We start from the raw sequence: 23,049 nt of genomic DNA, 5'->3' as shown, positions 1-23,049 counted from the left end.
CGGTGCGCGCATCGTCATAACAGTTAGAACCGGTTGGGCCGACCGGTTGTTCTGCGCTCCGGAGTGCGCCGTTACACAGCACGAGAACACCTCTCATCCAGCGAATGGAGCTCACGTGTCCGTGAACAAGATCAAGCGTCGTCTCCTCACCGGCGCCGCCGCCACCGCGATGGTCGCCGCCACCGTCACCTTCGCCGCCCCGATGGCCGGTGCCGCCGAGCCCGAGGCGCAGGCCGCCGCCATCTCGGTCAGCCCGTCGACCGGCCTCACCGACGGGGCGGTCATCGCCGTGACGGCGACCGGCCTTCAGGTCGGGACGACGTACACCATCGGCCAGTGTGGCGTGGTCGGCGACGTCTTCTCCTGCAATGAGGCGGGCCTGGTCACCGTCAGCCCCGCTGCCGACGGCAGTGCCGCGGCGTCGATGACGGTGGCCCGTACCTTCCCGGGCACCGTCGGCCCCGACGGCGAGCCGGGACCGGCGGTCGACTGCACCGTCGTCGAATGTGGTATCGGCATGTTCAACGAGGTCGGCGACGCCGCCGGCACGTCGATCAGCTTCGCCTGACACACCCGCACGCAAGCGCCGGGCCGGCCTCTGCCGGTCCGGCGCTTCGCCGTCTGTGGTGCGCTCGCCCGAAGATGCCTCGCATACCGGTTGCTGCATAGCGTGACAGGACATCTGCTTCCTGGAGGCGCGCATGCCCACCCCGAGGACCGGCCGGTTGAGCCTGCCGGACGCCAGCATCTACTACGAGGTACGCGGCGACGGCCCGCCTCTACTGCTGATCCCCACCGGCAACGGCGACGCCGCCCCGTTCGGCCCGATGGCCGATGACCTGGCGGGCCACTACACCGTCATCAGCTACGACCGGCGGGGTTTCTCGCGTAGCACGCTCTTCACCGAGGTCGACGACGCCCGCCGCGTCGACGACGACGTGTCCGACGCGAGGCACCTGATCGACCAGCTCGGCGGCGGGCACGCGGACGTCTTCGGCAGCTGCTCGGGCGGCATCGTCGCACTCGCCCTGCTGCAGAACCACCCCGAGAGGGTACGACGGCTGGTCGCTCACGAACCGCCGCTGGCCTCGGTGCTACCGGACGCCGACCACTGGCTCGCCTACTACGACGACCTCTACGCCACCTACCGCAGCGATGGACTGGCCGCCGCGAAAGAAGCGTTCCGGACCCACGTGGGTCTCGGCACGGAGACGCGCCCGCCGCCCGGCTCGGAGCTTCCGCCCGCACTGCTCGAGGAGCTGCTGGAACGGCTGCGGCGCAACCTCGTCTTCTGGTTCGAGCATGAGGTACGAACGTTTCCCGGGTACCGCCTCGACCTGGACGCGCTGACGGCGTCGGCGGACCGCCTCGTCCTGGCCGGCAGCACCACCGGTCGTGACCAGTTCGCGTACCGCCCCAACAAGGCCCTGGCCACCACCCTCGGTCTGCCGTTGCGGCACTTCCCCGGCGGCCATGTCGCTCATGTCACCCACCCGTTCGCCTTCGCCGCGACCCTGCGCGAGGCGCTGGCCGCCTGAACGGGCCACCGCCGGGGCAGCAAGATGCGCTTCGCCCGAACGTGCCTGCGCCGGCCCGGGGCACAGGCACGTTCCGCGCGGCTCAGCGTCGGGTGAACCCGGCGATGAGAATGCCACCGACCACCACGTGCATGGCCGACAGCCACAGCATGGCGCCGGTCGTGGTCGCCGTGGCGGGGCCGGCGAACGACACCAGCAGCACCACCACCGCGATGATCGTCCAGATCAAGCGGCCCTTGGCGGTGAACCGTTCGAGCAGCGTCAGCAGGCCCCAGCCGACCAGGCCGATGATCAGCACAGAGATGATCACGCCGGCGAGCGGCACCTCGGCGGGCGGATTGTCAGCGGCGGTCTCGGTCAGCAGATCGGTGCCGGCGATCGGGACGGCGATGATCCAGAGCAGCACCGCGGCGATGACGGCCGCGGCAATGGTCAACGCGCGCGTCTTCACCGTCCGGCTGCGGGCCCCCGAGGCGTTCGCGGTGGACACAGTGGAATCCATTCCACATCCTTCGTTTCGAGATGCCCCCCGGCGCGCACAGGATATCGCACGTTGCGCAGCTCAGGCACGTGCGCGCGGCAATTCCCACCGCACATCCGGAGACGACACCACCGCCGGTGGCCGCCACGCTGAAAGGGCCCCGGCGCGCCTACGAAGCGGAGACCGCCTCATGCGAAACCAGATGTCCTTCGTCGATGACCGTACCGAGAGTTCCGGCCGCTCAGCGGATGAGCCGCCGGCGGCGGACACCACCGGGCGGCCCCGGGCGCGCTGGCGGCGCCGCAGCATCTGACCTCGCCCCGCTTGCAGAGGAGCAAACGATGACCGTTCCGGCCACCGAGGCACCCGTCTATCCCATCGGGCGCGAGTGCCCGTACCGGCCGTCGCCGCGCAACGACGCCCTTCGCGCGCGCGGACCGATCGCCAGAGTCACCCTGTACGACGGCAGCCAGGCCTGGCTCGTCACCGGTTTCGAACAGGCCCGCCAGCTGCTCGCCGACCCCCGGGTATCCATCGATCCGCATCGCGAGGGCTTCCCGTTCATCAGCCCCGACATGGCAGGGCTGGAGGACACCGGCTACACCGACGCGCTGATCGGCGTGGATCCGCCCGTGCACACCCGGCAGCGAGCGATGTTGATCTCCAGCTTCTCGGTGCGCCGGATGAGGAAGCTACGCCCGGTCCTGCAGACCATCGTGGACGAGCGGATCGACGCCATGATCGCCGCCGGCCCGGGCGCCGATCTGGTCTCGGCCTTCTCCGTACCGGTGCCCTCGATGGCGATCTGCGTGCTGATGGGTGTGCCGTACGAGGACCGGGCGGCGTTCGAGAAGCCGGCCCGGGCGCTGTTCGACTCCGACGCGTCGCATGCCGAGCAGGCGATGGCGGACATGACGGCGTACTTCGACGACGTGGTCGGGGCCAAGTTGCGGCAGCCCGGCGACGGGCTGCTCGACGACCTGATCGCCGAGCAGGTCCGCCACGGTCGCCTCACCCGGGCCGAGCTGGTCCAGTACGCGATGCTCATGCTGATCGCCGGGCAGGACACCACCGCCAACGTGATCTCGCTGGGTGTCATGGCGCTGCTCGAGCACCCGGAGCAGTTCGCCGCCCTGAGAGACGATCCCGGTCTCGCTACCGGGGCGGTCGAGGAGATCATGCGTTATGTCTCGCTGATCGAAGCCATCTCCAGGGTCGCGGTCGAGGACATCGACATCGCCGGCGTACGGATCCGCGCCGGGGACGGTGTGCTCATCGGCGCGGCCGCCGCCAACTTCACCACGGACCTGGTGGCGAGCCCCGAAGAGCTCGATGTCCGCCGCGAGCCCCGCCACCACCTGGGGTTCGGTCACGGTGTCCACCAGTGCATCGGGCAGAACCTGGCCCGGCTGGAGCTGGAGCTGGTCTTCCGCGAGATCCCGCGCCGGTTGCCGGGTCTGCGCTTGGCCGTACCGGCCGCGCAGGTGCACACCAGCGTCACCGGCCCGCTGGAGCGGGTGGAGAGCCTGCCGGTCACCTGGTGACCACAGCGACCGACGGGGTACCGCCACCGTGGTGGCGGTACCCCGTCGTCGTGGTGCGTCAGTGGTGGGCGGAGGTGCGCTCCGCCGCGGCGTAGTAGTCGGCCAGCTCGGCGAACGCGAGCTTCGGCTGCCAGGTGTATGCCGAGGCGGGATCGTCGTAGTCGTCGCGAACCGTACGGGTCAGCGCCATGCTGGCGGTGTCGAGGTCCAGGGCGGGGTCGGTCGAGTGCGGGTGCGTGGGGTGGATGAACTCGCTGACCGCTACCGCGTACACACCGGCGCGCTCGAAGACATCGAGCATCCGCAGATGGAAGTCGGCCTGGGCCTGCTCGTCGCGGACGACGCCGGGCACGACCGTGGGCCGCGGGCCGGCGCGGTCGACGACGTCGAACGACATGAACGCCCGCTGCGCGGCGCCGTCCCAGGTTGCCGTGCCGAACTCGGCGATCATGACGGGCTTGCCCCACCGCTGGTAGCGCTGGATCTCCCGGGCGTGCTCCACCTCACTCGTCGGGTACGCCAGCGTGTAGAAGTGCATCAGCCCGATGACGTCGACCAGCCGCCAGTCGACGTCTTCGAACGGTGCGGCGGCGTAGGCGATGGTGCCCTGGAACGTCTGGCGGGCTGTCTTCACAGCCCGGTCGAGGTAGGTGTTGAGCCGCTGCGCCGCGGTCTCCAGATCCACGGTGCCGGTCGGTGTGAGCACCCGGTGGTCGGCGGCGGCGAAGATGTTGGCCATCCGCTCGTGGTACTTGTCGCCGGCCACGATGCCGGGCACGAACACCGAGGCCACGCAGCCCACCACCAGGCTGATCTCGCCACCCGCGGAGCGCACCGACTCGGCGATAGCGGCGGCCCGGGCCAGGTGCTGGATCACCTCGTCCTGGGGCCGGTCGACCAGCCGCGGCTGGAGCCAGACGTGCAGCCCGCACGCCACAGCGGTGCGCGCGGTCTGCTCCAGCCGCTCCAGATCGCTGCCGTAGACGGTGACCGAGTTGCAGTGCAACTGCTCGCGGATGGCCCTGATCTCGCCGGCCATCCGCGTCTCGCTCCAGACCACCCGTGACAGCTCGCCCTGCCCGGTGGCGAAATTGGTGCCGGTGTCGTAGGTGACACCGCGGTAGCGCGGCGGCCAACTGTTTCCGGTGGTCGTGCGGTCGGAGTCGCCGGTCATCGTGTTCCCTTCGTCGATGAGCCCATGCGGGCGTCATCGACGCTCCCAGCCGGTCGACGGAGCGGGCACCTTCGCGCGTGCGCGGGCGGGCACGGCGGGAGATGCCTGCCCGTACCCGGCGTTGCGAGACTTCTGGCATGGGCGAATTCGACGGCAAGACCGTACTGGTGACCGGGGGCGGCAGCGGCATCGGGCTGGCGACCGCCGCACTGCTGCTGACCGCCGGCGCCCAGGTGGTGATCGCCGGGCGCAACCCCCGGCGGCTGGAGGACGCGGCAGCTGAGCTCGACGCGGGCGACCGGCTGCTGCCGGTCGTGGCCGACGTCGCGGACCCCGCCGCCGTGGACCGGTTGCTGAGCACCGTGCTGGCACGTTTCGGGGTGCTGCACGGGCTGTTCGCCAACGCCGGTGTCGCCCGTTTCGGTCCCGCCGCGTCGGTGTCCGACGACGATTACGACCTGCTGATGAACATCAACTTCCGGGGTGTCTTCCACACGGTGCAGAAAGCCATGCCCATGCTGACCGACGGCGCCGCGGTGGTGCTCAACGGGAGCTGGCTGGTGCATCGCGGACTGGCGACCACACCGCTGTACGCCGCGGGCAAGGCGGCGGTGGTGAACCTGGCCCGCTCGCTCGCAGGCGACCTCGGCGCCCGGGGCATCCGGATCAACGCGATCAGCCCCGGCTTCATCGTCACCGACATGTTCACCAGTATCGCCTCGTCCGCGCAGGAGCAGGAGGCATCACGAGTGCAGGTGCCGCTCGGGCGGCTGGGCACCCCGGAGGATGTGGCACAGACCGCGCTGTTCCTGTTGTCACCGCGCTCGTCGTACATCACCGGCCAGGAGCTGCTGGTCGACGGCGGGCTGATCGGCTCCGTGCCGCATCGGTGACAGTGCGGAGCACCGTGCCGCCGGTGCGAACGGCGGCACGGTGCTCCGGCCACGGGCGAAGGGTCAGTTCACCTTCGTCAGCGTGGCGTGCATGAACGGCACCCAGTTGCCGTCCGGCAGCGGGAATTCGCAGTCGTACTTGATGCTGCCGTCCTCCTGCAGTGCCCGGACATAGCGGGCCGGGCCGACCAGGACGAGCTTGTCGTCCTCGAAGTCGCCCACGTAGTGGCTCTGCTCCTCGTTGTACGGGCCGAAGCTGCTGAAGTAGTGCGAGCGGAACTTGTTGGTCTCCGGGTCGTAGTCGAAGAACTCGTAGCCGACATCCGGCATGGCACCCTGCGGGCCCATGTCGATGGATCCCTCCCAGTGGTGCACGAGGAAGAACCCGCCGGGCAGCCACTCGAAGGTCTCCGTACCGGTCATCTTCGCCGGCGGGCCCATCGGGCCCTCCTCGGTCATGCCGCTGAGCTTCCAGGTGCCGACCAGGTAGTCGAGCTGCTTGAGCTCGGGCGCGGGCTGCGGAGGCGCAGGCGGCATCGCTTCATCGGACATGTTGGCTCCTTGCCGTCGTCTTGATCATGGGCCGACACCTCACCGCCCGAGCCGTTCGGCTCGGGCGGTGTGTCCTACCGGGGGTGAAGGACCAGGCGTCGAGATCCGGCATGGCGGGCCGTGAAGGCCCGTCACCCGGATCTACCTGTTATGACGACGACAGCTGAAGCAACTCATCGGTGCCGCGGAAAGTTTTTCCGCGGCAGGCCGGTTCCCTCCGTCAGAGGTACGGCTTGCGGGCGGCGATGACGGCGTAGCCGATGTCGGAGCCCCAGCCGAAGTAGTCGCGGTAACTGGCCTTGAGCTCGCTCACCATGGCTTCGCCGAAGCCTGCGACGAGTTCGCCCATCAACTCGTCAGCCCGGTCCACGTAGCGCAGGCCCATGCCGTAGACCCGCGGGCCGCACTGGGTGTACTCCTCGACGGCGAAGCCGGCCGTGCGCAGGGCGTCGATCCACTCCTCGAGGCTGAGCAGCTGGGCGACCTGAAACTTGTTCGCGAACTCGATGGCGCGCTTGCCGTCCAGTGCCGCCTCCCGGGTGATGTCGCTGATGCCCAGACGTCCTCCCGGGCGCAGCACCCGGCGCATCTCGCCGAGCACCTCGCCCAGGTCGGTGGCATGCATGAGGGACTCCATCGCCACCGCAGCATCGAACGAGCCGTCGCCGAAGGGCAGCGAGCGGTAGTCACCGTGACGGAAGTCGACACCGCCGGCGGCCCCGGCCTCCTCGGCGCGAGCGCTCGCCTCGGTCGCCTGCACCGCGCTGATGGTGATGCCGCTGACCCGTACACCGAACTCCTGGTGCAGCTGAACAGCCGGGCCGCCGACACCGCAGCCGGCGTCCAGCACTCGCTCGCCGGCCCGCAGCCCGATCCCGTCGCCCACCTTTCGGGTGATACGACGAGCCGCCTCGACCGCAGGAGTGTCGTCATGATCGTCGAACCAGTAGGGAAGATGCTCCTGGCCGTCGATGAAGATCTGGGACAAGCCGGCAGATTCGTCGTACATCCGCCCCAGCTCCTCACCTGCCGGTGCCACTGCGTGCGCTGCGGTGGATTCCACTGTGCCTGCCCCTTCGCCGCCGATCAGGATCGCGGGTCCACACTCGCACCCCCGCGGACGGTGATTCACCTTCTCGATTGCGGCCGATCGAGGCACCGTCGCCGGCCCGGCCAACGTCTATAGTGTTTGCGAACCGCTTGACGTCTTCTCTGGTGCGAAAGAGGAATCTATGGTAGAGGGCGAAGACGCCAGGTTCGGTCGAGACGCGGGCCCGTCGGTGGCGACCCTCGACGAACCGACTTTCTCCCGGATCGCCGAAGGCCATCGTCGCGAGCTGCAGGTCCACTGTTACCGGATGCTGGGGTCCTACGAGGACTCCGAGGATCTGGTCCAGGAGACTTACCTGCGGGCGTGGCGGGGGCGGGAGAGCTTCGAGGGCCGCTCGAGCGTACGGGCCTGGCTGTATCGCATCGCGACCAACGCCTGCATCGACCACATCGGTCGCGCCTCCCGCACGCCGATCGCGCGCCGCCAGCCGGCGTTCTCGATGGAACCGGCTTCCGACACGCAGGGGCTGACCGAGGTGCCGTGGCTGCAGCCGTTCCCCGACCGGTTGCTCGACCAGGTGGCCCCCCCGGACGCCGAGCCGGACGCACTGGTCATCTCGAAGGAGACCATCGAGCTGGCCTTTCTCATCGCGATCCAGCACCTGCCGCCGCAGCAGCGGGCCGCGCTCATCCTGCGTGATGTGCTGGCCTGGTCGGCCAACGACACCGCCGCGGCGTTGGACATCAGCGTGGCCTCGGCCAACAGCGCCCTGCAGCGGGCGCGGGCGACGCTCAAGGAGCGCATGCCGGCACGCCGGCTGGACTGGGGACCGAGCGTCGACCCGAGCGAGGCCGAGCGGCACCTGCTGCAGGAGTGCATCGAGGCGCTGGAGAAGGCCGACCCGGACCGTTTCGCCAAGTTGCTGCGCACCGACGTGCGGGTCACGATGCCGCCGGACGCGTTCTGGATCGTCGGCCGCGACGCGTTCGTGGCCGGCCTGGTGGCCCAGTTCGACCCCGCGTCGCCGGCCTACTTCGGCGAGTGGCGCGCGGTCGCGACCAGGGCCAACAGGCAGCCGGCGGTCGCGACGTACGTACGCCAGCCGGGTCAGACGGAGTTCCGGGCGCAGGTGCTCAACGTGTTCCGCGTCGAGGACGGGCTCATCACGGACATCACGGCGTTCCTGCCGGAGGTCTTCCCGGCCTTCGACCTGCCGATGACGATGTAGGACGCGACGGCCTCACCCTTGCTCAACGACGACGGGCGAGGGTGAGGCCGTCCGCGATCGGCAGCATGACGACCTCCAGCCGCTCGTCGTCGGCGAGCCGTGCATTGAGCGCCGCCATCGTCTGCGCGCAGCGGCGCATCAGCGGGTCGCCGGCCAGGTCGGGACTCGCGACGTAGCCGTCCAGCAGGACATTGTCCAGCAGCAGCAGACCGCCTGGTCGCAGCAGTGGCAGGGCGAGCTCGACGTAGCTCGGATAGTTCATCTTGTCCGCATCGATGAACACGATGTCGGCCCCGAAGGCGGGTGGCAACGCTCGCAGCGTCTTCGCCGCCGGGCCCAGCCGGAAGTCGATGCGCTCGGCCACACCGGCACGCCGCCAATGCTCGGCGGCGACGGGGTGCCATCGGGCGTCGTTGTCACAGGTGATCACGCGCCCGCCGGGCGCGAGGCCCCGGGCGAACGCCAGCGCGGAGAGTCCGGTGAAGGTCCCGATGTCCACCACGCTGCTCGCCGCGGTGAGCCGGGTCAGCATGGTCAGCAGCGTGGCCTGCTCCGCCTGCACCATCATGCCCGCCGCGTCGCCGGTGGCCGCCGTGCGGGCGATCAGGCTCGCCGTGACGGCGTCCGGCTCTGTACTGCTGCACGCGAGGTAACGCGCCAAGGCCGGAGTTACCGGCAGGTGCTTGACATCGACCGGGCCTGCACCGGACATGCGCGAATCCCTCCGAGACGTCGCGAGCGGGTGTTCCCGCCGTGTGCCCTCCAGTCTGGCCACCGCATTGTCCCGGCTCCCCTCACAGCGTGCCCAGCTGCGCAAGCACGAGGACGAGGCACCCGGACGGCCGATGCCATGGTGGGAATGACATCACCATGAACGCCCTGAGGAGCCCGCATGCGTGCGATTTGGAAAGGCGCTATTTCCTTCGGACTGGTCTCGATCACCGTGCGCCTGTACGCGGCCACCGAGGAGAAAAGTGTGCGGTTCCATCAGGTCCACCGCGCCGACGGCGGCCGGGTGCGTCACCGGCGGATCTGCTCCACCTGTGACACCGAGGTGGCCATGCTGGACATCGCCAAGGGCTACGACGCCGACGGTGGCGACATGGTGGTGCTGACCGACGAGGATCTGGCCGGGTTGCCGCTGTCGAGCTCACGGGTCATCGAGGTGCTCGAGTTCGTGCCGGGCGCCGAGGTGGACCCGATTCTGTACAACCGGACGTACTTTCTCGAGCCGGATGCCACGGCCATGAAGCCGTACGCCCTGCTGCGGGACGCGTTACGCGACACCGACCGGGTCGCGGTGGTCAAGGTGGCCCTGCGCCAGCGTGAACAGCTGGCGGCGCTGCGCGTACGGGGTGACACGCTGGTCATGCACACCATGCTGTGGCCGGATGAGCTGCGCGCCCCGGATTTCGGCTTCCTCGATCACGAGGTGGTGGTCAAGGACTCCGAACTGGCCATGGCGGCGTCCCTGATCGACTCGATGACCGGCAGCTTCGACCCGTCGAAGCTGACCGACGAGTACCGCGCGGCCCTGCAAGAGGTGCTGGAGGCCAAGCTGCAGGGCCGGCAGGTCACCGTGCCGGATGCGCCGGGCGCCGCCACCAAGGGCGTGGACCTGATGGCGGCGCTGCAGGCGTCCGTCGAGCGGGCGCAGCGGGCCCGTAGGACCGATGCCGCCTGAGTGGCCGTTTCAGCGCACCCGGGAGCGGCGCGTCAGCAGCCACACCACGCCGACCATCAGCGCCAGGTCGATCGACACGAGCACCAGGGTGCTCGTGTCGCGTTCCATGTGGTGTCCGCCGTGCGCCGCACCTGCGGCCTCGGCCGCGTCCGGATCAGCGGCAGGCGGCGTGCCGGCGCCGACCGTGAAAGTCACGAGGCCGGACACGGGTGTGCCGTCGCCGAGCTCCACGTGGAAGCCGATCCGGTAGCGGCCGGGATGCCCGGCCGCCACCGGCACTTTGATCAGGATGTCGTCCGCCACCGGCGCACCGCGGGTGACGTCCGCTCCGCCGGGACCGACAACGGTGATGTGCATCGTCCGCGGGTTCGGGGCGGCGGTGAACCGCAGCGCCACCTGTGCCGGTGCGGCGGTGAGCACCGCACCGTCGGCGGGCTCGACGGCCTGCAGACGGGCCGGCGCAGTCGCGCCGAAGACCACGTACGCCACCAGCAGCAGCAGAGCGACACCGGCGCCGCCGAGAAGCAGGCGGCGCCGGACGGGGAGCGCGGAGATCATGCCGGCAACGGACGGCAGCTGCACGCCATGTCGAGGGACTCAGCCCGCGACGGCCGCAGATGGAAGTACATGGCGACGACCATCGGCAGGAACACCACCGTGTTGTAGAACAGGTGCAGCTCGACGCGGGGCAGCACCAGCTGCAGGATGCTGGTCGGCACCGCTCGGCCGGCCAGGAAGTGCCCGCTCTGTGACTGGATCAGCAGCAACAGGTGCTCGATGTGGTGCCAGAACTGGACGGCCAGAGCGACTGTCCACCACGTGCGGCTGCGGCCGACGAACCCTGGGCGCAGCAGGAACAGGAAGAACAACATCACCGCGGCATAGCCGTAGTGCAGCCATTCCGAGCTGATGAGCCACGGGAACGGCATCCCGAGCACGCCGCGCGCCTGCGGCGGTTTCCAGCCCAGCGCCCAGATCTGGTAGGCCTGGGTCAGGTGTTCGGCCCAGTGCGCCAGGACGATGACCATGAACACGCCGAGGGCGGCCCGGTGGTGGCTGCCGTTGAGCCCCCACGGGCGGCCGGTTCGGGTGCCCGGCGCAGAACGTACGGGGTGGGACACTGTGCCTCCCGGATGTCGGTGAACGCGTCGCCCCAGCGTGCCGGTCGCCGGCCCGGACGGTCGTCTCCGTGCGTGCGCCCTGCCCGCCGGGACGCGGCGGGTCAGGCGCGGCTGAGGGCGTCCGATGCGGGCGACCACCATTGCCGGTTCTGCCGGTACCAGTCGACGGTCTCCGCCAGCCCGCGCGGGAACGGGATCGCCGGTGCGTACCCGAGTTCGGAACGGATCTTCGTGGTGTCGACCGAGTACCGGCGATCGTGGCCCATGCGGTCGGCGACCGGCTGCACGCTCGACCAGTCCGCGCCTGTCGCCTTCAGCAGCCGGGTGGTCAGGTCGCGGTTGCTGAGCTCCGTACCGCCGCCGATGTTGTAGACCTCACCGGGGGTCCCGTGCTGGGCCACGAGCTGTACACCCGCGCAGTGGTCGTCGACGTGCAGCCAGTCCCGCCGGTTCCCGCCGTCGCCGTACAACGGCACCTTGCGCCCGCGCAGCAGATTGGTGACGAACAGCGGAATGACCTTCTCGGGATACTGGTAGGGGCCGTAGGTGTTGGAGCCGCGGGTGACACACACCGGCAACCCGTACGTACGGTGAAAGGCCAGCGCCAGCAGATCCGACGCCGCCTTGGAGGCCGCGTACGGCGAGGTCGGCGCGAGCGGGTGCGCCTCCGGCCACGATCCGACCTCGATGCTGCCGTAGACCTCGTCGGTGGACACGTGGACGAACTTGGTGACAGCAGCCCCCAGCGCCGCGTGCAGCACGGTGTGGGTGCCCACGACGTTGGTCCGCACGAAGTCGCCGGAGCCGGTGATGGAACGATCCACGTGCGACTCCGCGGCGAAATGCACCACCACATCGACACCGCGCACCGCCTCCTGCACCGCATCGGGGTCGCAGATGTCGCCGACAACCACCCGCAACCGTGGGTCGAACCGGACCGGATCGAGATTTCGGGCGTTGCCGGCGTACGTCAGCTTGTCCAGGACAACGACCTGCGACGGGGCCGCAGCCCGGGAATCACCGGCCAGCAACCGGCGGGTGTAGTGCGACCCGATGAAGCCGGCGCCGCCGGTCACGAGAACTCGCATGATGCTGCTCGCCTCCCCGGCCGGGGCTAGATCCCAGCCGGTGACAAGCGTATGGACGTCGACCCCACCGGCCATTTCACTGTGTGCGCTGTTCACCGATCCGGCGCCCGGCCTCCGTGGCCGACCCGGCGCGCAAAGTGCGCACGCCGCGAGACGACAGAAAGACCGCCGACGCCTAGCGTCACGACCATGGTCTCCGCAGGCAACGCCGTGGTCCTCGGCGCGAGCATGGCCGGGCTGATAGCCGCCCGGGTGCTCAGCGACGCGTACGACAGTGTCACGATCATCGACCGCGACGTTCTGCCTAACGCCGCAGCGCCGCGGCGTGGGGTGCCGCAGTCACGGCAACTGCACGTTCTGCTGGCAGCGGGGCGGCGCGCACTCGACGAACTCTTCGACGGCCTCAGCGACGAGCTCAGCGCCGCGGGTGCGCCGCAGGTCGACCTGCACGGTCAGGTGCACTGGTGCAACGACGGATACCCGATGCGTCGAGCCGCGTCGGACCTGATCGGCATCGGCGTCAGCCGGCCCCTGCTGGAACGCACGATACGCGCCCGGGTACAGAAACTGGCCAACGTGCGGTTCTGCCCGCCCGCCGAGGCGACCGCGCTACTGAGCACCGAGGACCACGGCCGGATCACCGGCGTGCTCGTGACGCCGCGCACGGGCGCCGTGTACCGCATGGACGCCGACCTGGTCATCGACGCCTGTGGCCGAGCCTCACGCAGTCCGGCGTGGCTGACCGGACTCGGCTACCGGGCACCGCCGGAACAGCAGGTTCCGGTCGACCTGACCTACGTCACCCGCACCTACGAACGGCAACCCGGTCACCTCGACGGCCTGCTCGGCGCCCTGACCAATGCCGTACCGGGTCGGCCCCGCACCGGGATCGTCGCCGCGCAGGAGGACGGCCGCTTCGCGGTGGCGCTCAGCGGGATGCTCGGCGAGCAGCCGCCGATGGACCATGAGGGCTTCACACGCTTCGCCGAGTCGCTGGGGGTAGAGGTGATCAGCCGGTTGGTGCGTGAGGCCGTCCCGCTGGGCAGCCCGGCACGGATGCGCTATCCGGCCAGCGTGCGCCGGCGCTACGAGCAGCTGCGCCGTTTCCCGCTCGGCTACCTCGTGGTCGGCGATGCCCTGTGCAGCTTCAATCCTCTGTACGGCCAGGGCATGACCATCGCCGCCACCGAAGGGCTGCTGCTACGCTCGGTGCTGCGCGGCGGCCCGGATCAGCTGGCACGGCGATTCTTCCGCGGTGCGGGCAAGCTGATCGACGGCCCGTGGTCCATCGCGGTCGGTACCGACCTGCGCTTCCCGCAGGTGCCCGGGCCACGCTCACCGCGGGTTCGGCTGATCAATGCATACGTACACCGGCTGCATGCGGCCGCCCGCAACGACGCCGTGCTGGGCGCCGCATTCCTTCGCGTGCTGAACCTCGTCGATCCACCCGCGCGGCTGCTGCGCCCCGCGATCATGCGGCGAGTCCTGCGGGCACGGAGGAACAGCGGTTGAGCCGAACCCGTCTCAGCGCGCAGCAGCGCCACGAGCAGTTGGTGACCGCCGCGGTCACCGCCTTCGCCCGTGGCGGCTACGCCGGCACCACCACCGATCAGGTGGCCCGCCTCGCCGGCGTCTCGCAGCCCTACGTCATCCGGCTCTTCGGCACGAAACAGGCGCTGTTCCTGGCCGCTGCCACCCACGCCACCGACCGTGTCGAGCAGCGTTTCCGCGACGCCGCCGCTGAACAGGCCGACCTGCAGAGCCTGGGTGCCGCCTACGACGACCTGCTGGCCGAGCGGGCATTCATCACGGTCCTGCTGCACGCCTTCGCCGCCGGTGCCGATCCGGCCCTCGGGCCCACCGTGCGCGCCTGCTTCGGCCGGATCTACCGCACGGTCCGCGAGCTGACCGGCGCCGACCAGGACGAGGCATGCGGGTTCCTGGCGGTGGGCATGCTGCTCACCGTCCTGGGCGCGATGCGCATCGTCGGGCCGGACGCGGTCGCACACGAGCCGTGGATGACCGAACTGATCGGCGGGCTGGATCTGAAGAAGGCGTTCCCGGACCCGGACGGCCCATGAACAAACGCACGCTGGGAGACGACGGCTGTGACACCGAGTCCCGAGGATCGGGGCATGGCTATCAGGCAGCAAGAATTTACTCTCGTCGAGGCCGACCGGCCTCGCCGTCGGGCCGGGATCGTGCTGGGCGCCGCTGCGGCCGGCGTGCTCCTGGCGGTGCTGTGGTCGTACGAGTTCGTCGACCATGTGATCGGTGACAACGTCGCAAACACCCTGCTGGGCCACGACGCCAAGGGCACCGCGATCTCCGGCGTCGTGGCCGGCCTGGTCTTCGCGTTCGTCTCCGGGCTGGCGGGCACGTTCACCGCATGCAACATCGCCATGGCCGCCTCGGTCGGCCCGATGAGCCAGGCGGGCGCCAGCGGCAGAACCCGGGACGGATTGCGAGGGCTGCTTCGCCCGGTCGCTCTGCTGGCGGCGGGAATGGTGGCCGTGTCCTTCCTGTACGGCTTCATCGGTGTGTTGCTCGGAGACCGGCTGCCTCAGCTGTCGACCAGCGTGACAGCCGGCATGCCTGTCCGGCTCGTGCAGTCGATGGTGGTGTTCGGCCTGATCGGTCTGGCCTTCGTCTGGCTGGGCCTGGCGGCGCTCGGGTTGATCCGGGACCCGTTCGCCCAACGGCCCGCGGCACGGGTGGTCCTGCTCGGCGCCCTCGTCGGCGGCTTCCTGATCGGTCGGCCGTATCCGCTGTTCAACAAGCTGTTCCACTGGGCTGTCGAGACCGGCAACCCGCTCTATGGCGCGGGCGCCTTCGTGCTCCAGTCCCTGGGCAACATCGTTGTGGTGTCGGTGCTGTTCGCCCTCATCGTGCTGCTGAGCAAGGGTCGTTTCGTCTACTGGCTGGCGAGCCGTCCGACGCGTACCGCGGCGGTGACCGGCGCACTGTTGGTCGGACTGGGGATTTTCACGGTCGTCTACTGGGACGTGCGCCTGCCGGCGATGTTCGGCCACGGCTGGTTCCCGACCATGCCGTACAACAACTGAACGGGACGGCCGACAGCGTGGCGCGGAGCTACCACAAGCTCCGCGCCGCAAAGGCGATCGCGCAACTGAGTGAACGACAACAGCGCTTGCCGCGGGGAACCAAATAGCTTCTTTCCGGGTGGGCAGGACGTGCACCGCGTGGTTTGTCGTTGTGCGCACCTCTTCATCAGTCCACGGCGGTGACCGACGCGGTCACGGACATGCCCTGCCTGAGAGTCGCCGCCACCAGGCAGCCGCGTTCGGCGACGTCGACGAGGTGTCCAAGATCTGCCGGCGAGCACGAGGCGCAGGCCACTTCGATGCGAATTGCGGAAAACCGCCGCGGGTTAAGGGCGAATTCGCCGGTGACGCGGCAGGTCGCACCCTCGACCGAGATGGACCGAGCCTCGGCTGCGGCGTACAGCGTGCTCATGAAGCAGCCGCCGACCGAGGCGAGCAGCGTCTCCCCGCCCATCGGACCAGTATTCGATCCACCGCTTGATGAGGGACGGTCCATCACGATCGCATGATCGCGAATATTGGCGGTGGTAGCCGTACGACCGCTCTGATCCAGAGCCACCGTCATCTGCTCCATGGCTGGTGCCACTCTCCCGCCTTTTCAATCTCACCGTTGCAGGTGATTCCCGCCCGGTACAACGACTGTAGCCGTCTTCGACCGTACGGTCTCAGCATGCACGAGGTGGCGCCGCTGCATGACGGCCGCCAATATCAACGAATCGCTAGGATGATGGATCGCGCCGCTCAGGAGGATGTCAATGATCCACACACGACGGTCATTGCATCCTGCCGTTACTCCACACGGAGGCAGGTTTGCGTCATCCTCGGGTCATCATCATCGGTGCCGGTCTGGCCGGTACGGCAACAGCCATCCGGCTTCTGCAGTTCGCCCGCAGGCCGCTGGAGATCGTCTTGCTTGAGCGGCGCCGCGACTACCGGTATGCGGGTGTGGCGTACCACCGTGACGGCAACCCCTGGGACCACGTTTTCAACATTCAAGCCGGCCGGATGTCGGTGTTCCGCGAGGACGTCAACGACTTCTTGCGGTGGGCCAATCACGAGGCCGACCGCAGTGGCTGGACAGCTCCGTGGACGGATTTCACCTTTGTCGAGCACGGACCGGCGCCACGGCGGATCTACCAGGACTACCTGAGCGATCGCGTCGCCGAGGCGCGCGCGGAGGCGTATCCCGGGGTCGAGCTCGTGGAGGTCGAAGGCGACGCGGTCAACCTGGCGATGCGCACTGACCATGTGGAGGTGTCGGTCCGGCAGCGCTCTGATGACGACGCTGCGGCGACCGAGGCGTTGACCGCCGACCATGTGATCCTCGCGACCGGCATGGAACTCAAACAGCCGGCGTTCGCCACCGACGTGCTCGAACACCACGCGTTCATCCGCAACCCGTATTCGACCGACGGCGTCCAGCGACTCACGGCTGCACCAGCCGACGCGAGCGTCGTCATTGTGGGATCGGTGCTCAGTGCGTACGACTCGGTGGCTCTGCTGCTCCGCCAGGGCCATACGGGACCGATTCGTCTTGTCTCGAAGTCAGGAACGACACCGCGGGCGTACCCGGACGACCATGAGCACGGCGTGATCCAACTACCCGCTCCGGCATCGCTGTTCGAGCCGTACCGGAATCGGACGGACTTCCTGACCCGCGTCACGGCCGCGTGGGAGGCCGCCTGCGCTGCCGTGACCGAGGACCATCCTGAGATCGACCAGCGGATCGTCACGGAACGAGTGGCCAAGGCGTGGGAGCCGTACCTGCCGCGAGTCATCGAACAGATTCCCACCGACGAACTGCGTCGGCTCCTGCAGGATTACAGCACGCAGATCGCCTCACTGCGGGTCGGCGCGGTGTCCTACACGACGTCCGTCGTCGAGGAGGCCATGTCGTCCGATGACAGCCCGGTCGAGCTCGTCGTCGGCGCGATCGAGCACATCTCACCGGCTGAGCGCGGACGGCTGCACGTCACCGTGACGAACCGGACCGACGCCCGCGCCATTCATGCTGATCTTGTGGTGTGCAACTTCGGCCGCGAGTTCAACTACACCGACGTGGATTCGCCGCTGTGGGTGAGCCTGTTGGCGAACAACCTCGTCACCGCACATCAGCGCACCGGCCGTGGTATCGAGATCAACGATTGGGGTACGCCGCTGCGGCCCGGCGGTGAGCCGACCGAGATGCTGTCGGCCATCGGCGTGATGCGCGAGGGTGACGAGATCGTCCGCAACGGCCGCACCGGCGCGTTCGCATTCAACCTCGCCGCGATCAAGAACCATTCCATCGTGGTAGCCGCACACGTCGTCGAGCGGCTGGAACGGCACCGTGACGACACACGCGCACCGCACCGCACCTTCACCGTGGACGAGGCGAGCCGTGACGGATTCGAGCGAGCCATCGCCCTGGAGGTCAAACGGCTCGCCGCGCGATCCCGCAGCAGGCGCGCGCACCTCGACGCTCAGCTTGCGCACCACTTGAGCTCACATCACCGCTTCCGTGCCGCCACCATCGACGGAACCGGCGAGATCATGCGCACCGCGATCACCCAGGCGGCGGTTCGGAAGCTCACGGATGTCTCCGTGACCCCGCGGCAGCTGCGTCGACTGCTGGGCATCTCCACCGATGAGAAGGCGGAATCCCCGTGATTGGTCAACGGATCCGAGGCGTCCTGCTCATCCACGGGACCGAATCCGTGGTGGCCGGGCCGTGCAACCGCACCGAACGACCGGTGAAAGGTTCCATCCTCGTCGTGCAGTCGCTGCATCCGGGGCTGTACGACGCGGTCACCGCCGCTCGCGCGGTCGTCTGCAGCGCCGGCGGGCACACCGGCCACATGCAGTCCGTCTGCCGCGCCAAGGGCATCCCCGTCCTGCGCGTGAATCCGGTCGACCTCGATGAACTCGTCGGCGTGGTGACTCTCGACGTGGAGCAGGAGTCGATCATCGTCGGCGCCGCCGGATCCGCCTCCGGGGCCGCCACCGGCCTCACCGGTCCCCCGCCGGACGTTCTGGGATCTGCCTGCGCGGTGATCGCCGACCTTCAGGACATCCGAAGCCTCAACGCAAGCGGCTCACATTCGGTACCGGTCGAGTCCTTCTTCGTCCGTGAGGAGTTCCTGTGCTTCGCCGGTGCCCTCAGTCCCATCGACGCCCTGCGCGGCGGAGCCGCTGTGCACGCATACGGACGTGCGATCGCCGCGCAGCTGCAGACGTGCGTCGAAGCGCTTCTGCCAGGTCAGCGGCTTGTCCTGCGCATGCTCGACCTGCGCTCGAACGACGCGTTCCACATCACCGACGAAGCCGTCGTGCCGCGTGAACCCAACCCCGACATGGGCTTGCACGGCACCCGATGGCTGCTGCGATCGGCTGCCTATCCCGAGGCACTGCACGTCATGCTGGACACCTTGCGCGTACGGCTCGGCGCCCTGGCCGACCGGGTTCACCTTTCGGCGCCGTTCCTCACCGACGCCGAGGAGTTCGCGAAGCTGCGGCCCCACCTCGGTTTGTCGCCTGAGACGCCACTGTCGGCGTTCATCGAAACGCCGGCCGCGGTCCACGCCACGTCGGCCATCTGCGCCGCCGGCGCAGGCGAGCTGTTCGTCGGCACCAAGGACCTGGTGCAGTTCTACCTTGCCGCCGACCGCAGCAACCACCTGGTCGCCGATGCCTACCGTACGCGCCACCCCGCTGTCCTCGACGGGCTGCGACGGGTCATCGAGGACGCTCGTGACGCCGGCACCCCGGCTCGGGTGTTCGCACTGGGCGCCGACCTCTCCTACTACGCCGATCGGCTGCCCGCGCCGACCGGATACATGATGTGCGTCTCGGAACTCCAGCGCATTGTCGGCAGACGCAGTTAACTGCGCACGTTCGAAGAACTTGCATCGGGCGAGGCGTGCCAAGCTACGGCATGGCTCACATCGATCTCGGCGTAGACGAACACGAGTTCCCCGGCATCACCGGTCCGATGCAGTTCCGTCCGGAAACCGCGCAGCCACTCAACATGCTCGCCGAGACACTCCTCCGAGCGCCGCACTCCATATCGCCGGGCGAACGTGAGCTGATCGCGGCCTACGTGTCCGGTCTCAACAACTGCACCTTCTGCTGCTCGTCGCATTCGGCGCTGGCCAGCGTTCAGCTCGACTCCGGCATGTCGCTGGTCGACAAGGTGCACGCGGACCTGAACTCGGCGCCGGTGTCGCCGAAGTTGAAAGCTCTCCTGCGGATCGCCGGCGCCGTCCAGCAGAGCGGCCGGGCGGTGACCCCCGAGCTGGTCGACGCCGCTCGCACGGAAGGCGCCACCGACGTCGAGATCCACGACACCGTGCTGATCGCCGCGGCGTTCTGCATGTTCAACCGCTACGTCGACGGACTGGGCACCTTCGCGCCGCAACGGCCGGAGGACTATCTTCCATCGGCCGCGCGGATCGTGGCGCACGGCTACGGCAGCTGACAGTACAAGCACACTTGCGCCGACCGGGTCGATCGAAACACCGCAGCGCCCATGACTCGCACGGCGCCATCGTCATTGTCGTATGGCGTCAGCACATCCCAGTGACGTCCTCCGAGGAAGTGCGCCAGAGCGAGCATGATTCCTGTGGCGGTGGCGAAGGCCCGCCACCGGTAAGGGTGGCGTCGGTATGCGCGCTGCGTACGGCGCCTGGAATCACCTCACCCTGGGCTGCAGGTCCGTCTCCTCGACCAGACTCCCGGCGCTGCGCGGCGTGCCGCCGGCAGCATCGCGCAGGCCGGGCAGGTCGTCGCGGTCCTGCGACCACCGGGCCGTCAACGCGAACAGCATCACCGTGTCCAGGCCGATCATCAGAGACGCCCATATCGTATACGCGTCGAGCCAGGCGACCTGTGCGGTGGCATGCAGGAGGATCAGCACGATCGCCGCAATCCGCGCCCACCTTCGCCGGGCGAACACGCCGGCACCGACGGCGATCAACAGCACGCCAGACAGCAGAACTGTCCATCCCCAGGCGGTCACGGTGTCGACGACGACGTTGCCGGCGAACTCCACCACTTCTCTGTCCGAGATCAACGCCACGACACCCCGCGCGACGTTCAGCATGCCGACCAGACCGAGCAGCGTGCCGGCGAAGGAGATCCAATCGGCCCAGGCCTTGTCGACGTCGGCCATCGCGGTTCCTCCCATGCGTTATGGCTCAGTTGAGGCCATCCCAGCAGCCTCCGGGGCCGGGCGGATCATCCGGCACGGATGACGGTGGCACCGGGGGGTGCACCCCGAAGACGGTTCGCTCTCGCCACCGCCGCGGTTCGCCGCCGAGCTCGACCGGGCAGCGGAGCGCGGTCAGGAGGTGACCCTTGCAGCCCCGGACGTCCCGATCCCAGTACCCGGCAAACTCGATCTTCGACCGGTTTCACCGCGGAGAGGGCGCCAGGGCACGGCAGTTCGGCCTGGGGCTTGCGCTGCTGCTCGAGGTGGTCCCCAGCCACGGCCGCACGGTCACTGGGCAGGGCCGGCCGGCATCGGTGCGACCTTCACGTACGGCTGCCCACCGTCGCCGGGGCAGGTTCGCCGGTCCTGCCGCAGTCTCTAGCTTTGATGCACCGATCCAGCAGAGCGACCAGGTCCAGCCTCCGGAAGTTTCAGATACCGCCGGTAGTTTCGGTTGACACCGTTTCGCAAGCCGCAACATCGGTCATTGTGGGTCCGATCGGTCCATCGTCACGGGTCAATGGTCTGTTCGCCAGCCCGCTCCGAGATTACCAGCAAGGAACCCGACCGGGCGCCAATCTTGCACATCCGATGGGGCATTGACCCGTTGCAATGCATCGAGTAGCGTTCGCCGAAAGTTGCCACATTGTTTCGGAACTTTCGGGATTGTTACCGGTCACTCTCGAAGCTTCCGTGGCTCGTCCACCCTCGCGGAAGCTTCCGGACGGTGGTCATCCCTTGAGCCGACAGCGGCAACCGGCACACACAAATCGAGCCTGTGCAGCAGATGGCCCCGCTGAGCATGAGGTCGCAAGGGAGAGTCATGGAACGCTTGAAGAGATCCAGCCGGTATCGGGTGATGCTGGCGTCCGCAACGGGTCTGCTGGTGGCAGCCGGCATGACGGTTCTCATGCCGGACGCGAATGCCGCGGAGAGCACCTTGGGTGCGGCGGCGGCGCAGTCGGGCCGCTATTTCGGTACGGCGATCGCGGCGAGCCGACTCAGTAACTCGACGTATGCGACGATCGCGGCGCGTGAGTTCAACATGATCACGGCTGAGAACGAGATGAAGCCGGACGCGACCGAGCCCAACCGGGGCCAGTTCAACTTCAGCGCCGGCGACCAGATCTACAACTGGGCGACCCAGCGTGGCCTGAAGGTCCGCGGCCACACCCTGGCCTGGCACGCCCAGCAGCCGGGTTTCTGGGGCAGCCTCAGCGGTAGCGGTCTGCGGCAGGCGATGATCGATCACATCAACGGCGTGATGGCGCACTACAAAGGCAAGCTGGCGTACTGGGATGTGGTGAACGAGGCGTTCGAGGAGAACGGCAGCCGGCGTAACTCGAACCTGCAGCAGACCGGTAACGACTGGATCGAGGCGGCGTTCCGGGCAGCGCGGGCGGCTGATCCGGGTGTGAAGCTGTGTTACAACGACTACAACATCGAGAACTGGTCGTACGGTAAGACGCAGGGTGTGTACAACATGATCCGGGATTTCAAGTCCCGGGGTGTGCCGATCGACTGTGTGGGTCTGCAGACGCATTTCACCGGTGGTAGTTCCTTGCCGGGTAATTTCCAGCAGACGTTGTCGAGTTTCGCGGCGTTGGACGTGGATGTGGCGTTGACCGAGGTGGACGTGACGAACTCGTCGACGTCGCAGTATCAGGGTTTGACGCAGGCGTGTCTGAACGTGCCGCGGTGTGTGGGTATCACGGTGTGGGGTGTGCGTGACAGTGACTCGTGGCGTTCGAACGAGAACCCGTTGCTGTTCGACGGTAACGGCAACAAGAAGGCCGCGTATACCTCGGTCCTGAACGCCCTGAACGCGGCTACCCCGACGCCGTCCGGCCCCACACCCACTGCCTCCACGCCCGGCAGTCCCACTCCCAACCCGCCGGGCGGCGCCAATGAGATCAGGGGTACGCAGTCGGGCCGGTGTATCGACGTGCCGAACGCCTCACAGAGCAACGGCACCCGCGTCGCCCTGTACGACTGCAACCGCCAGACCAACCAGCTGTGGACGTACACCTCCGACAAGCAACTGCGGGTTTACGGCACCATGTGCCTGGACGCCGCCGGCTCCGGCAACGGCTCGGCCGTGCAGATCTACAGCTGCCACGGACAGGGCAACCAGCAGTGGAACGTCAACAGCAACGGCACCATCACCGGCGTGCAGTCCGGACGCTGCCTCGACGTCTGGGGCACCGGCAATGGCCAGCAGGTGCAGATCTACGACTGCAACGGCCAGGCCAACCAGACGTTCCAGCTCGTCTCCCTCGGCGGTGGCACCACCCCGACCCCGACTGTGACCCCGACCGACTCGCCGACGCCGACCCCGACCAGCACCTGCACGCTGCCGTCGAGCTACCGCTGGTCGTCGACCGGCGCGCTGGCCAGTCCCAAGAACGGCTGGACGTCGCTGAAGGACTTCACCAACGTCGT

22 protein-coding genes and 1 pseudogene are annotated in these 23,049 nt (G+C 68.4%); 13 read left to right on the top strand and 10 right to left on the bottom strand.

Annotated features, from left to right (window positions below):
• Positions 1–115 precede the first annotated feature (115 nt).
• Both ACWEOZ_RS40845 and ACWEOZ_RS40840 read left to right on the top strand, forming a co-directional pair.
• Positions 116–568 (top strand): enediyne antibiotic chromoprotein, encoded by a 453-nt coding sequence (locus ACWEOZ_RS40845; protein ID WP_451916052.1) that lies wholly within the window; start codon positions 116–118, stop codon positions 566–568.
• Positions 569–701: 133 nt separating this feature from the next.
• Positions 702–1,538 carry an alpha/beta fold hydrolase gene (locus ACWEOZ_RS40840; RefSeq protein ID WP_451916051.1) on the top strand — a complete coding sequence of 279 codons (837 nt, stop codon included), beginning with the start codon at positions 702–704 and terminating at the stop codon, positions 1,536–1,538.
• Positions 1,539–1,620: 82 nt separating this feature from the next.
• Here the strand turns inward: ACWEOZ_RS40840 and ACWEOZ_RS40835 are convergent, their stop codons facing one another.
• Complete coding sequence (locus tag ACWEOZ_RS40835; RefSeq protein ID WP_451916050.1) at positions 1,621–2,040, bottom strand: DUF6069 family protein; 420 nt, start codon at positions 2,038–2,040, stop codon at positions 1,621–1,623.
• Between the two features lie 320 nt (positions 2,041–2,360).
• Here ACWEOZ_RS40835 and ACWEOZ_RS40830 point away from each other — a divergent pair, with 320 nt between their 5' ends.
• Positions 2,361–3,563: a cytochrome P450 gene (locus ACWEOZ_RS40830; protein WP_451916049.1), complete on the top strand. Its 1,203-nt coding sequence runs from the start codon at positions 2,361–2,363 to the stop codon at positions 3,561–3,563.
• 58 nt (positions 3,564–3,621) lie between these two features.
• Here the strand turns inward: ACWEOZ_RS40830 and ACWEOZ_RS40825 are convergent, their stop codons facing one another.
• A complete protein-coding gene (locus tag ACWEOZ_RS40825; protein ID WP_451916048.1) occupies positions 3,622–4,737 on the bottom strand; it encodes an abortive infection protein in 1,116 nt (371 codons plus the stop codon).
• A 137-nt stretch (positions 4,738–4,874) separates the two neighbouring features.
• Here ACWEOZ_RS40825 and ACWEOZ_RS40820 point away from each other — a divergent pair, with 137 nt between their 5' ends.
• Complete coding sequence (locus ACWEOZ_RS40820; RefSeq protein WP_451916047.1) at positions 4,875–5,630, top strand: SDR family NAD(P)-dependent oxidoreductase; 756 nt, start codon at positions 4,875–4,877, stop codon at positions 5,628–5,630.
• A gap of 63 nt (positions 5,631–5,693) precedes the next feature.
• On the opposite strand, the gene ACWEOZ_RS40815 is transcribed toward ACWEOZ_RS40820, so the two are convergent.
• Together ACWEOZ_RS40815 and ACWEOZ_RS40810 are read right to left on the bottom strand one after the other, a co-directional pair.
• Positions 5,694–6,182 carry a DUF1579 family protein gene (locus ACWEOZ_RS40815; protein ID WP_451916046.1) on the bottom strand — a complete coding sequence of 163 codons (489 nt, stop codon included), beginning with the start codon at positions 6,180–6,182 and terminating at the stop codon, positions 5,694–5,696.
• Between the two features lie 220 nt (positions 6,183–6,402).
• The gene (locus ACWEOZ_RS40810) at positions 6,403–7,191 is read right to left on the bottom strand and encodes a methyltransferase domain-containing protein (RefSeq protein ID WP_451916045.1); all 789 of its coding nucleotides are present in this window, start codon (positions 7,189–7,191) and stop codon (positions 6,403–6,405) included.
• Between the two features lie 223 nt (positions 7,192–7,414).
• Here ACWEOZ_RS40810 and ACWEOZ_RS40805 point away from each other — a divergent pair, with 223 nt between their 5' ends.
• A complete protein-coding gene (locus ACWEOZ_RS40805; protein ID WP_451916044.1) occupies positions 7,415–8,461 on the top strand; it encodes an RNA polymerase subunit sigma-70 in 1,047 nt (348 codons plus the stop codon).
• 22 nt (positions 8,462–8,483) lie between these two features.
• Here ACWEOZ_RS40805 and ACWEOZ_RS40800 read toward each other — a convergent pair whose 3' ends face one another.
• Complete coding sequence (locus ACWEOZ_RS40800) at positions 8,484–9,173, bottom strand: O-methyltransferase (RefSeq protein WP_451916043.1); 690 nt, start codon at positions 9,171–9,173, stop codon at positions 8,484–8,486.
• Between the two features lie 180 nt (positions 9,174–9,353).
• Here ACWEOZ_RS40800 and ku point away from each other — a divergent pair.
• A pseudogene (gene ku, locus ACWEOZ_RS40795) lies at positions 9,354–10,127 on the top strand (non-homologous end joining protein Ku); the annotation flags it as partial.
• Between the two features lie 27 nt (positions 10,128–10,154).
• Here the strand turns inward: ku and ACWEOZ_RS40790 are convergent.
• The 3 genes from ACWEOZ_RS40790 to rfbB form a co-directional block, all read right to left on the bottom strand.
• On the bottom strand, positions 10,155–10,703 hold the full coding sequence (locus tag ACWEOZ_RS40790; protein WP_451916042.1) for a copper resistance CopC family protein: 549 nt from the start codon (positions 10,701–10,703) through the stop codon (positions 10,155–10,157).
• On the bottom strand, positions 10,700–11,266 hold the full coding sequence (locus ACWEOZ_RS40785; protein ID WP_451916041.1) for a hypothetical protein: 567 nt from the start codon (positions 11,264–11,266) through the stop codon (positions 10,700–10,702). The genes ACWEOZ_RS40790 and ACWEOZ_RS40785 overlap by 4 nt, the downstream gene beginning before the upstream one ends.
• 101 nt (positions 11,267–11,367) lie before the next feature.
• Positions 11,368–12,354: a dTDP-glucose 4,6-dehydratase gene (rfbB, locus tag ACWEOZ_RS40780; RefSeq protein ID WP_451916040.1), complete on the bottom strand. Its 987-nt coding sequence runs from the start codon at positions 12,352–12,354 to the stop codon at positions 11,368–11,370.
• 189 nt (positions 12,355–12,543) lie between these two features.
• On the opposite strand from rfbB, the gene ACWEOZ_RS40775 reads away from it, so the two are divergent.
• The 3 genes from ACWEOZ_RS40775 to ACWEOZ_RS40765 are packed head-to-tail and all read left to right on the top strand — an operon-like array spanning position 12,544 to position 15,419.
• The gene (locus tag ACWEOZ_RS40775) at positions 12,544–13,866 is read left to right on the top strand and encodes an FAD-dependent monooxygenase (protein WP_451916039.1); all 1,323 of its coding nucleotides are present in this window, start codon (positions 12,544–12,546) and stop codon (positions 13,864–13,866) included.
• On the top strand, positions 13,863–14,435 hold the full coding sequence (locus ACWEOZ_RS40770) for a TetR/AcrR family transcriptional regulator (RefSeq protein WP_451916038.1): 573 nt from the start codon (positions 13,863–13,865) through the stop codon (positions 14,433–14,435). Before ACWEOZ_RS40775 ends, ACWEOZ_RS40770 begins: the two co-directional genes overlap by 4 nt.
• 54 nt (positions 14,436–14,489) lie before the next feature.
• Positions 14,490–15,419, top strand: coding sequence for a hypothetical protein (locus ACWEOZ_RS40765; protein WP_451916037.1), 930 nt, complete (start codon positions 14,490–14,492; stop codon positions 15,417–15,419).
• 166 nt (positions 15,420–15,585) lie between these two features.
• Here the strand turns inward: ACWEOZ_RS40765 and ACWEOZ_RS40760 are convergent, their stop codons facing one another.
• A complete protein-coding gene (locus tag ACWEOZ_RS40760) occupies positions 15,586–15,993 on the bottom strand; it encodes an OsmC family protein (RefSeq protein WP_451916036.1) in 408 nt (135 codons plus the stop codon).
• Positions 15,994–16,229: 236 nt separating this feature from the next.
• Between ACWEOZ_RS40760 and ACWEOZ_RS40755 the strand changes: the two genes are divergently transcribed.
• From ACWEOZ_RS40755 to ACWEOZ_RS40745, 3 genes are read left to right on the top strand one after another with little or no spacing between them, the layout of a single operon-like run.
• Positions 16,230–18,068 carry an FAD/NAD(P)-binding protein gene (locus tag ACWEOZ_RS40755; RefSeq protein WP_451916035.1) on the top strand — a complete coding sequence of 613 codons (1,839 nt, stop codon included), beginning with the start codon at positions 16,230–16,232 and terminating at the stop codon, positions 18,066–18,068.
• Complete coding sequence (locus ACWEOZ_RS40750; protein ID WP_451916034.1) at positions 18,065–19,282, top strand: putative PEP-binding protein; 1,218 nt, start codon at positions 18,065–18,067, stop codon at positions 19,280–19,282. Before ACWEOZ_RS40755 ends, ACWEOZ_RS40750 begins: the two co-directional genes overlap by 4 nt.
• 50 nt (positions 19,283–19,332) lie before the next feature.
• A complete protein-coding gene (locus ACWEOZ_RS40745) occupies positions 19,333–19,875 on the top strand; it encodes a carboxymuconolactone decarboxylase family protein (protein ID WP_451916033.1) in 543 nt (180 codons plus the stop codon).
• 213 nt (positions 19,876–20,088) lie between these two features.
• Here the strand turns inward: ACWEOZ_RS40745 and ACWEOZ_RS40740 are convergent, their stop codons facing one another.
• On the bottom strand, positions 20,089–20,568 hold the full coding sequence (locus tag ACWEOZ_RS40740; protein ID WP_451916032.1) for a DUF7144 family membrane protein: 480 nt from the start codon (positions 20,566–20,568) through the stop codon (positions 20,089–20,091).
• A gap of 862 nt (positions 20,569–21,430) precedes the next feature.
• Here ACWEOZ_RS40740 and ACWEOZ_RS40735 point away from each other — a divergent pair.
• A partial coding sequence (locus ACWEOZ_RS40735) for a non-reducing end alpha-L-arabinofuranosidase family hydrolase (RefSeq protein ID WP_451916031.1) occupies positions 21,431–23,049 on the top strand: 1,619 nt, incomplete at its 3' end.

Source organism: Actinoplanes sp. NPDC004185 (genome assembly GCF_053603475.1).
This window is presented reverse-complemented; position numbering and strand designations above follow the sequence as displayed.

Excerpts from the sequence above, each read along its gene's own strand:
- ACWEOZ_RS40745 (WP_451916033.1), top strand. The coding sequence starts at position 19,333 with ATGGCTCACATCGATCTCGGCGTAGACGAACACGAGTTCCCCGGCATC.
- ACWEOZ_RS40765 (WP_451916037.1), top strand. The coding sequence starts at position 14,490 with ATGGCTATCAGGCAGCAAGAATTTACTCTCGTCGAGGCCGACCGGCCT.
- ACWEOZ_RS40775 (WP_451916039.1), top strand. The coding sequence starts at position 12,544 with ATGGTCTCCGCAGGCAACGCCGTGGTCCTCGGCGCGAGCATGGCCGGG.
- ACWEOZ_RS40740 (WP_451916032.1), bottom strand. The coding sequence starts at position 20,568 with ATGGCCGACGTCGACAAGGCCTGGGCCGATTGGATCTCCTTCGCCGGC.
- ACWEOZ_RS40835 (WP_451916050.1), bottom strand. The coding sequence starts at position 2,040 with ATGGATTCCACTGTGTCCACCGCGAACGCCTCGGGGGCCCGCAGCCGG.
- ACWEOZ_RS40820 (WP_451916047.1), top strand. The coding sequence starts at position 4,875 with ATGGGCGAATTCGACGGCAAGACCGTACTGGTGACCGGGGGCGGCAGC.
- ACWEOZ_RS40825 (WP_451916048.1), bottom strand. The coding sequence starts at position 4,737 with ATGACCGGCGACTCCGACCGCACGACCACCGGAAACAGTTGGCCGCCG.
- ACWEOZ_RS40830 (WP_451916049.1), top strand. The coding sequence starts at position 2,361 with ATGACCGTTCCGGCCACCGAGGCACCCGTCTATCCCATCGGGCGCGAG.
- ACWEOZ_RS40840 (WP_451916051.1), top strand. The coding sequence starts at position 702 with ATGCCCACCCCGAGGACCGGCCGGTTGAGCCTGCCGGACGCCAGCATC.
- ACWEOZ_RS40805 (WP_451916044.1), top strand. The coding sequence starts at position 7,415 with ATGGTAGAGGGCGAAGACGCCAGGTTCGGTCGAGACGCGGGCCCGTCG.
- ACWEOZ_RS40790 (WP_451916042.1), bottom strand. The coding sequence starts at position 10,703 with ATGATCTCCGCGCTCCCCGTCCGGCGCCGCCTGCTTCTCGGCGGCGCC.
- ACWEOZ_RS40815 (WP_451916046.1), bottom strand. The coding sequence starts at position 6,182 with ATGTCCGATGAAGCGATGCCGCCTGCGCCTCCGCAGCCCGCGCCCGAG.
- ACWEOZ_RS40760 (WP_451916036.1), bottom strand. The coding sequence starts at position 15,993 with ATGGAGCAGATGACGGTGGCTCTGGATCAGAGCGGTCGTACGGCTACC.
- ACWEOZ_RS40810 (WP_451916045.1), bottom strand. The coding sequence starts at position 7,191 with ATGTACGACGAATCTGCCGGCTTGTCCCAGATCTTCATCGACGGCCAG.
- rfbB (WP_451916040.1), bottom strand. The coding sequence starts at position 12,354 with ATGCGAGTTCTCGTGACCGGCGGCGCCGGCTTCATCGGGTCGCACTAC.
- ACWEOZ_RS40800 (WP_451916043.1), bottom strand. The coding sequence starts at position 9,173 with ATGTCCGGTGCAGGCCCGGTCGATGTCAAGCACCTGCCGGTAACTCCG.